The organism is Bacillus sp. OV322, from assembly GCF_900112495.1.
Taxonomy (GTDB): domain Bacteria; phylum Bacillota; class Bacilli; order Bacillales; family DSM-1321; genus Peribacillus.
The window spans coordinates 214,783-227,369 of the sequence record NZ_FOMA01000004.1 but is presented as its reverse complement, the minus strand read 5'-3'; the positions used below and the strand labels follow the sequence as shown (position 1 = coordinate 227,369).

The following is a 12,587-nucleotide window of genomic DNA, read 5'->3' as shown; positions in this document are numbered from 1 at the left end:
TTCTTTGTGTATAGGGGGCTTATATAATGAAATACTCGAAAATGGATGAAATAAACAGTGCTATAGAAAAAAGACAGCTCAAGCTTGGCATGGATTTTGGCTTATCGCGAATGGAAAGGCTTCTCGCAAGGCTCGGTAATCCGCATCAGCAGCTGAAATATGTGCATATTGCCGGATCCAACGGAAAAGGTTCTACTCTAAATTATATGAAAGAAATCCTGATAACTGAAGGAATATCTTTGGGAGCGTTCACATCTCCATATCTGGTGAAGGTGAACGAGCAGATCAGCCTGAACCGGGAATCTATTAGCGATGAGGATTTCATCTCGATTTATCAGGAAATATATCCTGTGATACAAGAAATGGATGAAGAAAATTGCGGTCCGACCGCGTTTGAAATACTCACCGTCATGGCACTCTTATTTTTCAGCAAAAAAAAGCCGGATATTGTTTTGCTTGAAACCGGGCTTGGCGGCCGGCTGGACTCGACAAATGTTGTGGTTCCTCTGTTATCTGTCATTACCTCGATCTCCCTTGAGCATACCAATATTCTCGGCAATACGCTTGAAGAAATTGCCGGGGAAAAAGCAGGAATCATCAAGCCGGGGGTTCCGGTAGTTACCGGCGCCATTGAAACAGGGCCTGCCAGGATTATTGCTGAGACAGCTGAAAAAAATCATTCTGAACGATATACGCTTGGCGAGGACTTTATTCTATCGGATTATTCTTCACATGCCGTACAGCAGTCCTTTTCATTTAGCATGAATTCTTTCAGGCTGGCCGGTGTAAAGTCCCGCATGCTTGGCAGGCATCAGGGTGACAATGCAGCACTTGCGCTTGCTGCTGTGCTCCTTTTGAAGGAAAAATACGGTTTTTCCATAAGTGAAAGCAGCATGAAAGAGGGGATTTGGCGTTCCAAGTGGAATGGGCGTTTTGAAGTTTTAGCGAAAAATCCCCTGGTCATCTTGGACGGAGCACACAATCCGGCGGGAATGGATGTTTTGCTGCAGACATTGCGTGAAAATTATCCAGAGTTTAAATATCGTTTTGTTTTTTCTGCATTAAAAGACAAAAACTACAAAAAAATGCTTGCTGCCATTGAGAACAGCGCTTTTGAAGTTATTGTGACAGAGTTTCCACATGAGCGAGCTGCAAGTGCAAGAGAGCTGCTAGGGACTAGCAGTTCAGACAATACCATTGAAATAAGAGATTGGAGAAACGCATCCCAGAAGGCTTTGCAGGAAATCGGTGAAGATGAGCTGGTCATATTCACAGGTTCGCTTTATTTTTTAACGCTAGTCAGGGCCTGGCTTTCTGATAGACTGAAATAATAATAAATGAACGAAAATAAATTAGTGTGACAATATTGTATATATTTGTTAAAATATTCTTAAAATCGAGACTATTTTACCAGATAAACTATTCATAGATTTCAATATGCCCGATATAAGAGAAAGGAGCGGTGGAACATGGATGTGTCAAAAGGCAAACAGCTCACAGTGTGGATATTATGGCTCCTGATTATTCCGGCGGGGCTAATGATGACATTACATTTCTACCCTCTAAACCTGGACAGAGGCCTTTTGGATATGGCTTTCTTTTTAATTTTGATGGGAATTCTTTCGTATATTCCAATCATCATTAATAACATTCCCATTTCAGCATATCAGGGAGTTTCTCTGGCTGTCTTTCTCGTGTTTGGACTATCTGCAGAAATTATTGTTACCCAGCTGGCATTCGTCTTTTTGCTATTGACGTTGCGGCTTGGAAAAAGTGAAATATATCGTTTTCCGCTGAATTCGCTGATTTTTTTCTTTGTCTGCCTTTTGAGCGGCATGATTTATTATGCCATTGGCGGCAGCGCTGAATTTAACGGAATGCTTGATGCTTCACATTTATGGTATGTCATTGTCTATCAGCTTGCTTATTTTGTATTAAACAGCTTTTTGATTGCTTTTGTGCAAATGTCTTTGCATAAAAAGAAGTTCACGCTTTTTACAATTGATACCCTGTGGGATGGTGTATCGACACTGATGATACTTCCTATCGGGATTATTTTATTTTTGGTTTATCAGCAAATGGGCATGGTTTCCATCCTGCTGATCGGAATCCCGATCATCAGCATGTCTTTGATTTTGAGGCTCTATTATAATTCGAAAGAAATGAATGCCCACTTGAAAGAGGCGAGCAAATTCGGTCAGCAGCTCACTCAAAGCCTTCAGAAGGAAGAGGTGCTCAGTTTATTCATTGACCGCATCTCGGCCATCATTTCTGCAGAAGGAGCTTATATTTTTGACGTATTCAATAAAGAAATAGAAATACAGCTTTTGAGATATACAGAGAATGGAAAAGAAATGGATAAACGAATGAAGGCCATGAGGCTGGATTCCGGAGTCTGCGGGACTGTGTGGAAAACAAGAAAAGCCCAATTCTATCATTCGCGAAAAGAATGGAGCCATCTCGACACAGGTGTGTTTCCCGAGCATGTTGAAAGCATTCTGGCTGTCCCGATTGTCCGCAATAACCTTGTTGTAGGTGTTGTAGTCATGACTTCAGCAAAAAAACGGGCATACGAACAATATCAAATGATGATTATGGATATTTTATGCTCTTATCTTGGGGTAGCCATCGAAAATGCCCGCCATCATGAAAAGGCCAGACAGCAGAGCGAGAGATGTGCGCTGACAAACCTATACAACTTCCGTTACTTCGATGCAAAGCTGCAGGAAGAGTTCAATAAATTGGACATGAATATCTTAAAAAGCCTATCGATCATACTGCTTGATATTGACCGTTTTAAATCGGTGAACGACACATATGGCCATCAAAGCGGTAATGAAATTCTCACACAGCTGGCAGAAAGGCTTGACCAGATTATCGGCAAACGTGGAGTGCTTGCCAGATACGGCGGGGAAGAATTCGTCATGCTGCTGCCTAATATGGAGAAAGCGGAGGCATATGATTTTGCTGAATTCATCCGTCTGTCTATTGCCAACAAGCCATTCACCGTCCATTCCGACCTGGACGAGCACCGCAGTAAGCTGCTTGTGCCTATCACGGCAAGCATCGGTGTGGCCTCTGCGCCGACCGATGCAGAAGACGCCCAGGCCCTTATCCGCCACGCAGACCGCGCCATGTACACAGGCGCAAAGCAGGCTGGGCGGAATAAGGTTGCGCAGTATGTGGGGTAACAGCTGAATACAAAAATGTCAGGGGATTTCATACAGAGATCTCCTGCTTTTCTATGGAGATGAAGAGGAGATACTTATGAAGAAATTTATAACGGGAGCGGCGAGTATTTTTATATTAGACGTATATTTCAATGCTTCAGCACATTTTATATCAAACGGTGCCGCTCAATTTATCTGTCTTTTGCTGTTTTTTCCGATTGCTTCATACATAGCAAAGATAAATGGCCTCGATGGACTTAAAGGGATAGGTTTGAGGTTGGATCAGAAAAGCCTAAAGTACTTTACAGCAAGCTTCATAATGGGATTTGGTGCATGGGCGATTATGTATGCGATATACTGGAGGCTTGGGAAATTTGAAATCATTGGCATCAAATCAGGGATGGATGCGGTGATGACACTGGTGTTTGTCGCTGTCGGGTTTTTATTAGGATCACTAATCAATGATTTAATAACAAGAGGATTAATTATTAACCTCCTAAAGGGGAAGCTTGCTCCAATATACTTGGCCGGCATCAGTATTTTTGTTTATGCGGCAGATGACTTTTGGAATGGCGGCCTGACTGTTATGAATTTTGTTTTCTCTATGATCCTTGGCCTTTCTTTAACCTATTCTTTTTTAAAAACAGGTTCTATTTGGGCAGATACAGGGATTCATTTTGGATTGAATACAGCCTTTGGTCTGCTTTATGGGCTGAATGGCAAAGAAGGCGGGGGAATACTGGTAATTAACAAGGGAAATATAGATTTTGTGCTTAATAACATGATTGTATTAACATTTGCCGCATTGCTGTTTGCTGTTTCCTACATATATTATCGAGGAAAGAGTATTGAAAAGAAGAGAGAAAATAATGTTGCGGAAGCTATATGAATATGTAACAAAAAAAACATTGCCTTTCTGGAACGAAAGGGCAATGTTTTTTTGATTGAGAAGTCGTTTACTTCGTATAATGTTTTTCGATTTCCTTCATGGAGATTTTCTCTACAGTAGGAATACCGTTTGGAGGGTTATAAATCATTTCATTTTTAAAAATAATGGATAACCTTGATTTAGAAGGTTCAAGGCCAAGCTGGTTATTTTCAAACCACAAACCACCGTTTTCAAATGAATTTTTAAATTGACTGGTGCTTGTTTTCCCTTTCATTGCGTTTAATTCAACAGGATTTCCATAGACACCGCCATTTATTTTTAAATTAGATCCTACCCCATATATTTCAAGTGAACTATTGGAATAGAAATAGGCATTTATTTCCTTAGGATTATCCTCAAACTGATTATTATTAGAAACCTTTATCATCCCATCACAAATTAATACTAAAGTTCCTCCACTGTTATTAGATAGATTCGTAACTTCAATTCCAGTTTTAGCATAAAGAGTACCATTTGTATTGAAGTCTTCTTGTATATCTACATTTTGACCTACATACATTTGTCCGTTTAGCGTGAAACTCTCTATGGTTGCTTTTTTATTTATATAAATATATTTATTTTGAGCAAGGTTTAGAGTACCGCTTAAAGTTGCGTTTTCTGATACGTAAATATTTCCATTAACGGTAAGCTTGCCGTTACCTGTTATGGTTAGAGAACCATTTACTATAAGATCGCCATTTATTGTTAAGTTTCCGTTATTACCTATCACTAATGGATTATAACGGGCATTTCCTCTTATCGTTTCGGATGTGTTATAGGTCACAGGATAATTATAAAACCAGCTAGAAGTATTTCCATAGTATGGAAAGTTATTGCCGTTAGCTGGATAAGCAGATTTTTGAACTATTATGCTGCTGACAGCGATTGGTGTAAAGCTTGTATTTCTATCTTTAATGACCGGTGCCAATGAAAATATACTTTGTAAATTTTGAGTGTTCTTGGGCACTGGGGTCCATATAGGATTTAAGCCATTCATAGTTCCGCCGTTTATAGAGCCTTTAACAGTAAGTTTCCCATCTATGGCCGGAAATGAGGTTGGTGCATAAGAATATTTTCCATATAGGAATTTTCCGTAATTAAGGGAATACAAATTGCCATTTGTAAATACATCACCTTGTAAATAGGCGGAACCATTTAATTTGAAATCACTATTACTTACGGCACTATATTGAAAAATGTCTTTAATAGTGGATAATGCGACCGTTTTCACCAGTTTTTTTCCGTTTTTATTAACGTATACAGTAAATGTAGCGTTGACATTATAAACGCCTTCTCTTTGACCATCTTCTGTAACAGTCTGGACAATGTTATATTTCCCGCCGCTAGAAGCATTTACATTATTTATTAATGCAGTTATTTTATCAATGATCGGAGAAGCATTAGTAAGAGTCGGATTAATAGCCTCCAGCCCTGTCTGGACTTTCATGATGGCTTCATCCATGATTCTTTCCGCCCTTAATTTATCCTGAACGGAAGCACTGGATGTATTAATGAATTTCTGCGAATTGACGGAATAGCTGTACATGGTGACTGTACCGATAGCAACGACCGCAATAAAAAGCAATACGATAACCAGCGCATATCCTTTTTGGTTTTGAAAATAGTTCTTCATCACTTATCACCTGCCAGTCGGTAAATGGTTTCAATGTCGATGCTTTTTTCGCCTTTTGATAGGACTTTGTTAGAAAGAATGAAATGAAGTCTCAGATTATTAGTTAATTCAAATGAAGTTTCCTTTAAGGTGGTGTCATCGCTATTAATTTTCATTCCATTAATAAATAAATCATCACTCTTTTTTTCAAGTAGGACTTTAGGATCGTTAATGCCTAGGTCTTTATCATTCAATTGAAGAGTAAAGTCCCCGTTTGTATTTTGGCTGACTAATGTGACTGAATCAATATTTTCCATAGCCAAATCCATCTTCTGTGTTACAACCGATAGCTCATTTCTTAATGTATGTGAGACTGCAACTTTTTTAGATTGAGAGATGGTGGTTAAAAAAACGGTATATAGCATAGAAGAGATGATCAAGAAAATGACGGTTGATACCAAAACTTCTATTAAGGTAAGACCTTCCTCATTGTGTTGTTTCATCTTTTATATACCCCTCGAAGGTTTGTGATTTTTGCTTTTTTTCCAGAGAAACGACAGTAATTTTAATAAGAATGAGCTTAGTTGGCAGGCTATTATCCGTACTATCAGCCGGGTTGTCTATGTATTTTGTGAATTCTGCATAAATATTGTAGTTTTTTAGATCTGCCTTTTCTGATTCCGTTAAAGAAGGAATGATGTTTGTGAAATTAACCGTTTCTTTTGTGCTAACCTTGTTCTTAATATCCGGGAAGTTTTGGTCCTGGTAATATTGCAGGGTATTTTTACCTATATAAATAGAATCGAATTTTTTGTCGGATGAGCTGGAGAAATTGAAGCTGTTTGATAAAACTGAGCCCATGGTAAACAAAAAAATGCTGATTATTACTAGGGAAACAAGGAGTTCAATGAGTGTGAATCCATCATTCGCTAAAATTCGCTTCGTTTTCATTTCGACACCTATTTCAAAAGTATTAGATAAATTGACATTTTTTCGACATGAGAAATCTTTCAAAATACCTATATTTATTATACAATACTTTATAGTTGATTTTAGAAAAAATAGATATAATTGTGTAAATATGAAAAATATAGAGAAATCTATCGAAAAGGGGTGAAGAATTGGAGAATATAGCGTTTGCGCTTTTGTCTCTTATTCTGCTGATTCCAGTAATCATTTTCCTGCCTATCGGAATTAACTGGAAGGGAAAAGCCACCGTAACAGTTTCAGCACTTTTTATTTCGCTTGTCGGGCTTGCTGCAACGTCGGTCTTTCCGCTATGGGAGAGCTTGCTGATATCCTTGCTTTTGTTTCTGTGTGTGATTTATATGATCGGTAAGAGGTCTGACCGTTTTTTGACTGCGGCAGACGATGCAGATGACGATTATTACTATGCTGAAGGGGAGCCGAAAAGTGCTATCACCAAAATGAACGATGTTTTTGTGATTGAAAGTGAAAAACCTGCATTTAGGGATAAAGATCCGGAAATGGACACTCAGGAAAAAGTCCAGGAGCAGGATCGTCCAGAATTACCGGAAGAGCTTCTTGTGGAACAGCAATATGCAGCTGCCAACGATATAGATTCAGCTGAAGGCATAGAAGAAAAAGAACTAGCAGAAATTGAAGAGGATTCTTCTTTTTCCGAGCAAAGAGAGCTTTTATGGGATGACCTCGAGGTAAAAGAAGAAGTCGAGGAACCCGAAACAGCCGTGAATTTAAGCGAAATAGAAGTGATGCTTCAAGACGGAGACTCTGAGGAAACTATTTCTCTGGAAAAAGCAGAACCAGAAGAAGTGATAGAACCCGAAACAGCCGTGAATTTAAGCGAAATAGAAATGATGCTTCAAGACGGAGACTCTGAGGAAACTATTTCTCTGGAAAAAACAGAACCAGAAGAAGTGATGGAACCCGAAACAGCCGTGAATTTAAGCGAAATAGAAATGATGCTCCAAGACGGGGACTCAGTGGAATCTATTTCTCTGGAAAAAGCGGAAAATGTAAAAGGACTATCTCCAGAGGAATATGAATTATTGCTCGAAAATCCGGGAGAAAGTATAGAAGAGTTAGAGATTTCCGGATGGGATGAATCTCCAAAGGATGACCATGAAAAAGAAGAAGCTGAGACCGCAGCAAATGATTGGCTTGAGCTTTTAGAAAGTGAAGAATATGTCATTGTTCCTATGGATGAAGAGATAGAAGATGCCGATATTTACAGCAACAGTGAATTGAATTCTGAAACGTTAGAGATTGAAGTTCCGCTTGAAGACAATCAACTTCCAGAATTAGAAGAGCTTAACGAGCTGGAAGAAGAATCCCAATCTTCTGAGATAGTTATAGAAAGCGATTATGTTACGAATGCGGATGAAGAGTTTATTTCCTTTGAAGAAAGTACTGAAGAGCATAACTTACAAAAACAATTACCTGATTCTAATGAAACAATTTCTGAGACTGCAGAAGAGGCAGAATTATCACACTGGGAAGATTCGGTGAAAAAAGTCAGAGAAGAAATTGCGCACATTGAAGAAATGGCAGATATGAACGAAGAGCCTGAAGATAATTCGATTTACATCCATACAGATGAGGAAGAGACAGTAAATTCCAACATCACACCTTCTTATATAGAAGTACAAAAAGAAAATGTCATTGCAACACAGCTTCAGCAGCAAATATTTCAAACACTGATAGATCAAATTGAACTTGCGAGAAGCACATACAGCAGCAGCCAGTTTGAAGAGTTAGTAAAAAGCCACCTGAACCCGGATCTTCCTGATCTTGAATATTACACGTTCGCAAGCATTTTGGTGAATCACTATATCCAAAAAGGCGATTGGGACAGGCTGAGACATGAAATTATAGAATTACAGAGAAAGTTTGAAAAGCATTCCATCATCAAAGAAGAACTGCAATTTTTAATGGATAGATACTGCAAGGCATAATATCAAACTAAGAAGATTAGGTAAGGTGAAGGCTATGAGAACCAGTGCACAAATATTAGGACTTCCTATCATCAGCATTAAAGAAGGACAGGAAATTGGAACAGTTAAATCTCTTGTTATTAATCCGGAGAAGGGTTCTGTTGATTTCCTGACAATTGAACATGAGGAATGGCAGGTAAGCGTCAAAGCAATTCCGTTCAAGAAGGTTATAGGCATTGGGGAATATGCAGTGACAGTGGAAAGCGAGCGCTCTGTTATTGACTTGAATGAAATACCGATTGCGAATCAGCTTGTGAATAAAAAAATTAAAATCACTGATGCAAAGGTGATGACACGAAAAGGCGAGCTATTGGGAGCGGTTAATGAATTCTTTACAGACGAAGAAAATGGAATGGTTATCGGAATGCTGATGAAACAGAAAGAAAACGAATTTGTTTTGCCATCAGAAACAGTTCTGACATTTGGAAAGGACATTTTGATAGTGACAGAAGATGCAGCTTCACATTTTCTGACAAATCCATTGCATCTGATCCATCCGGAAGAGGAAAGTGATGAATCTGGGACCATCAGCCATGAGCTGAGAGAAAAGCAAATCGAACTTCTGCAGGGAAAAGTGCTGCAGAAGGATATCCTCGATAAAGCAGGAAATGTGTTATTCACAGAGGGTTCAGTCCTGACAGAGGAAGATATTAAAAGAGCACAGCAGGAAGGGCCGGGTGTCCTTGTGGGACTCTCGATGAATGTTGGAGCGTGAGGTAAAGGAGGGGCATAAGGTGAAAAACCAGCCCATGATGAAAATATTTCTTACGCTGATTTTATCAACAGCCTACATTTTCAGTTTCTCCCATTTTGCCGCATTTGCGTTTGACCGTTTTGTGCATCAGGGAGATGTATGGGAACAGGGGACAAAGATCGGCAGTTTAAATGTTTCTGAAAAAACATCACAGCAAGCCGCACTTCAGCTTGAGCAGGCAGTTAAGAAATGGACAAGTGAAAACCGTGTTACTTTTACCTATAAAGAAAAAAATATGAAGATCGATAACTCGATTTTTCAATTTCAAAATGAGGAAACGATAGGCCGTTTAAAGTCCGGCCAGAAAAATCTTGCAGCTGTGAAACTAGATCAAAACAAGCTCGAAGATGCCGTATATGACACATCGATCAGCCTGTCTTCCCAGAAGCTGGACTTTGACAAGCTTACACAGGATCTTTTAGTCAGTGCTGCTATGCTTGAGGGCGGAACATATACCTTTCATCTTGAAAACTATGTTTCAGGGTCTTCAAAGGAGCATGAAGTCATCACAAAAGCGGAGATTAAGGCTGGAAAAGATGAAAAAGAGCTGAAAGAAATCGTCAAAAGGCTTGGCAAAACAGAAATACAGGGCCAGAGTCAATTTTCTCTTTTAAACACATTGAAGAATGCCAAAGCTGAGAAGTTGAGCAGCGATGCGCTTAGCAGAGTGGCTTCTGGAATTTACCGTGCTATTCTTCCGACGAACTTCGCCGTTGTTGAACGCAATATCAGCAGAGAACTGCCTTCATATGCAAGACTCGGATATGAAGCAAGAGCAGATAACGGAAATGACATGGATTTAGTCGTGGCCAACATGAATGACACAGCTTACTCGCTCTTTTTTTTGATTAAAAATCATACATTAATCGTTACATTAAAAGGGCAGGCATTTTTGAACAAGTACTCCATCCTGGAAACCGATAAAAAGAAATACCCTCCAAGCACCGTACAGCAATTCAGCGCCCTTCTGTCTACAGGCGAGAGAACAGTGAAAGAACAGGGCAAGGACGGCCTGGAAGTGAAAGTTGTCAGGAAGATATTCAATGAAACAGGCAAGCTTGTAAAAACCGAGCAAATCTCGGATGATTTTTATCCGCCTGTACAAAGGGTGGAGGTATCAGCCCTTGCTGAGCCGGCAGTGATCCCTGCGGATGGGGGGACTACAGTACCTGCAGCGGGTGATGGAACAATTCCTGCGGCAGATCCAAATACCGTCCCGCCAGCAGATCCGAATATGGTTCCCTCTGATCCAAATACAGTGCCTCAAACGGGCACGGATGGTGTTCCGCCAGCAGATTCTTCTAATCAGAATCCCTGGAATCCCGGTATTCCCCCTATGGGAATAAATAAAAACAACTGGAAAAGTGGCTTGCCACAAGGATCTGGAGCAAGCTCTAAAACGCCTCCAGACAGCAGTTCGGATTCTGAGAGAAAAAAAGAAGATGTCTTTAATAGTGATTCTGAAAAAAGCGGGGAAGAAAAATGACACAAACCCGAAAGCGCCTTGGAGATCTATTGGCTGAAGCAGGACTCATCACAGAGGAACAGCTTCAGTCGGCATTAAAAGATAAAGCAAAAGGCCAGCGTCTTGGTGATGTTCTTCTTCAAAAAGGGTTTATAACAGAGCAGCAGCTGATTGAGGTTCTCGAATTCCAGCTTGGCATTCCGCATGTCAGTTTATACCGCTATCCATTTGATACCAAGCTGTTCACTCTGATTACAAAGGAGACTGCAAAAAGAAATCTGCTGATTCCCTTAAAGCGTGAAGCGGATAAGCTGTTTGTTGCGATGGCAGATCCTATGGATTTTTATGCAATTGATGACATCAGGCTGTCCACTGGCTTTCAAATCGAAACGGCCATTGCGACAAAAGATGAAATCCAGCGCACAATAGCCAAATATTATGACCGCGACGAAGGCCTTGAAGAATTTATGGGTGACTTGACCGCTTCAGACAGCGGCGAGGAAGAGCAGACAACTGAACAGGATTCTCCTGTTGTCCGTCTTGTTAACCAGATTTTATCCAATGCTGTCACCCAGAAGGCAAGTGACATCCATATTGATCCGCAGGAAACAAAAATGATAGTCCGTTACCGTGTGGACGGAGTTCTGCGGACAGAAAGAGTACTGCCGAAGAATATGCAAAATGTGCTGATTGCCAGGATAAAGATCATGGCCAATCTGGATATTACAGAACACCGCGTTCCCCAGGACGGGCGGATTAAAATCAATTTAGAGTTTCATCCGATTGATTTGCGCGTATCATCTCTTCCAACCGTTTATGGAGAAAAAATGGTTCTTCGAATCCTGGATCTTGGAAGCTCATTAAACGATATCGGAAAGCTCGGATTCAACAGACTGAATCTGCAGCGTTTCGAAGGAATGATAAGTCAGCCGAATGGAATCGTGCTAATTACAGGCCCTACCGGATCAGGTAAATCCTCCACCTTGTATGCAGCTCTGAACAAGCTGAACACCGAAGAAGTGAACATCATTACCATCGAGGATCCTGTAGAGTACCAGCTTGAAGGAATTAATCAGATACAGGTGAATACAAACGTAGGCATGACGTTTTCTGCAGGTCTCCGGTCCATTCTCCGGCAGGATCCCAACATCATCATGGTCGGGGAAATCCGTGATAAAGACACGGTGGAAGTCGCGATACGGGCTTCATTGACAGGCCACCTTGTACTGAGCACGATCCATACCAATGATTCACTGAGCACGATTACGAGACTTGCAGATATGGGTGTGGAGCCTTTTCTGGTCGCATCCTCACTAAGCGGCATCGTGTCACAGCGTTTGGTGCGAAGGGTATGCAGAGACTGCGGGAAAAGTGTTCCTGCGTCAAAACGCGAAGTGGAGATATTCGCTAAGCGCGGCTTGAAAATCGAGCAAATCACACGAGGTTCCGGCTGTTCTTCCTGCAATATGACTGGATATAAAGGCAGGATTGCGCTTCATGAGGTTCTGGTCATCAATGACGAAATGAGAAGGGTAATCATGAACGGTGAATCCTTCACAAGGCTTCGGGAGCTTGCCGTAAAAAATAAAATGATCTTCCTGATTGATGATGGATTGCTCAAGGTCAAACAGGGCCTTACGACAACAGAGGAAGTTTTGCGTGTTGCCACATTGGAATAGAGGT

10 protein-coding genes are annotated in these 12,587 nt (G+C 40.6%); 7 read left to right on the top strand and 3 right to left on the bottom strand.

All coding sequences use genetic code 11. From position 1 onward, the window contains the following. Window positions 1–26 precede the first annotated feature (26 nt). From BM126_RS11390 to BM126_RS11380, 3 genes are all read left to right on the top strand, one after another. Window positions 27–1,331 carry a bifunctional folylpolyglutamate synthase/dihydrofolate synthase gene (locus BM126_RS11390; protein ID WP_090989625.1) on the top strand — a complete coding sequence of 435 codons (1,305 nt, stop codon included), beginning with the start codon at window positions 27–29 and terminating at the stop codon, window positions 1,329–1,331. Window positions 1,332–1,469: 138 nt separating this feature from the next. Continuing rightward, complete coding sequence (locus tag BM126_RS11385; RefSeq protein WP_090989624.1) at window positions 1,470–3,191, top strand: sensor domain-containing diguanylate cyclase; 1,722 nt, start codon at window positions 1,470–1,472, stop codon at window positions 3,189–3,191. A 76-nt stretch (window positions 3,192–3,267) separates the two neighbouring features. After that, complete coding sequence (locus BM126_RS11380) at window positions 3,268–4,059, top strand: CPBP family intramembrane glutamic endopeptidase (RefSeq protein ID WP_090989623.1); 792 nt, start codon at window positions 3,268–3,270, stop codon at window positions 4,057–4,059. A gap of 67 nt (window positions 4,060–4,126) precedes the next feature. Here BM126_RS11380 and BM126_RS11375 read toward each other — a convergent pair whose 3' ends face one another. From BM126_RS11375 to BM126_RS11365, 3 genes are read right to left on the bottom strand one after another with little or no spacing between them, the layout of a single operon-like run. Next, window positions 4,127–5,731 (bottom strand): hypothetical protein, encoded by a 1,605-nt coding sequence (locus BM126_RS11375; protein ID WP_090989622.1) that lies wholly within the window; start codon window positions 5,729–5,731, stop codon window positions 4,127–4,129. Beyond that, entirely contained in the window at window positions 5,731–6,213 is a 483-nt protein-coding gene (locus tag BM126_RS11370) for a PulJ/GspJ family protein (RefSeq protein WP_090989621.1), read from the bottom strand. Before BM126_RS11370 ends, BM126_RS11375 begins: the two co-directional genes overlap by 1 nt. After that, window positions 6,197–6,661 carry a type II secretion system protein gene (locus BM126_RS11365; RefSeq protein WP_090989620.1) on the bottom strand — a complete coding sequence of 155 codons (465 nt, stop codon included), beginning with the start codon at window positions 6,659–6,661 and terminating at the stop codon, window positions 6,197–6,199. Before BM126_RS11365 ends, BM126_RS11370 begins: the two co-directional genes overlap by 17 nt. A gap of 170 nt (window positions 6,662–6,831) precedes the next feature. Between BM126_RS11365 and BM126_RS11360 the strand changes: the two genes are divergently transcribed. From BM126_RS11360 to BM126_RS11345, 4 genes are read left to right on the top strand one after another with little or no spacing between them, the layout of a single operon-like run. Then, complete coding sequence (locus tag BM126_RS11360) at window positions 6,832–8,646, top strand: hypothetical protein (protein ID WP_090989619.1); 1,815 nt, start codon at window positions 6,832–6,834, stop codon at window positions 8,644–8,646. A gap of 34 nt (window positions 8,647–8,680) precedes the next feature. Next, a complete protein-coding gene (locus BM126_RS11355) occupies window positions 8,681–9,400 on the top strand; it encodes a PRC-barrel domain-containing protein (RefSeq protein ID WP_090989618.1) in 720 nt (239 codons plus the stop codon). 19 nt (window positions 9,401–9,419) lie between these two features. Further along, on the top strand, window positions 9,420–10,925 hold the full coding sequence (locus BM126_RS11350) for a G5 domain-containing protein (RefSeq protein ID WP_177201405.1): 1,506 nt from the start codon (window positions 9,420–9,422) through the stop codon (window positions 10,923–10,925). Then, a complete protein-coding gene (locus BM126_RS11345; protein ID WP_090989616.1) occupies window positions 10,922–12,583 on the top strand; it encodes a GspE/PulE family protein in 1,662 nt (553 codons plus the stop codon). Before BM126_RS11350 ends, BM126_RS11345 begins: the two co-directional genes overlap by 4 nt. Window positions 12,584–12,587: the final 4 nt, after the last annotated feature.

Excerpts from the sequence above, each read along its gene's own strand:
- BM126_RS11390 (WP_090989625.1), top strand. The coding sequence starts at position 27 with ATGAAATACTCGAAAATGGATGAAATAAACAGTGCTATAGAAAAAAGA.
- BM126_RS11385 (WP_090989624.1), top strand. The coding sequence starts at position 1,470 with ATGGATGTGTCAAAAGGCAAACAGCTCACAGTGTGGATATTATGGCTC.
- BM126_RS11380 (WP_090989623.1), top strand. The coding sequence starts at position 3,268 with ATGAAGAAATTTATAACGGGAGCGGCGAGTATTTTTATATTAGACGTA.
- BM126_RS11375 (WP_090989622.1), bottom strand. The coding sequence starts at position 5,731 with ATGAAGAACTATTTTCAAAACCAAAAAGGATATGCGCTGGTTATCGTA.
- BM126_RS11370 (WP_090989621.1), bottom strand. The coding sequence starts at position 6,213 with ATGAAACAACACAATGAGGAAGGTCTTACCTTAATAGAAGTTTTGGTA.
- BM126_RS11365 (WP_090989620.1), bottom strand. The coding sequence starts at position 6,661 with ATGAAAACGAAGCGAATTTTAGCGAATGATGGATTCACACTCATTGAA.
- BM126_RS11355 (WP_090989618.1), top strand. The coding sequence starts at position 8,681 with ATGAGAACCAGTGCACAAATATTAGGACTTCCTATCATCAGCATTAAA.
- BM126_RS11345 (WP_090989616.1), top strand. The coding sequence starts at position 10,922 with ATGACACAAACCCGAAAGCGCCTTGGAGATCTATTGGCTGAAGCAGGA.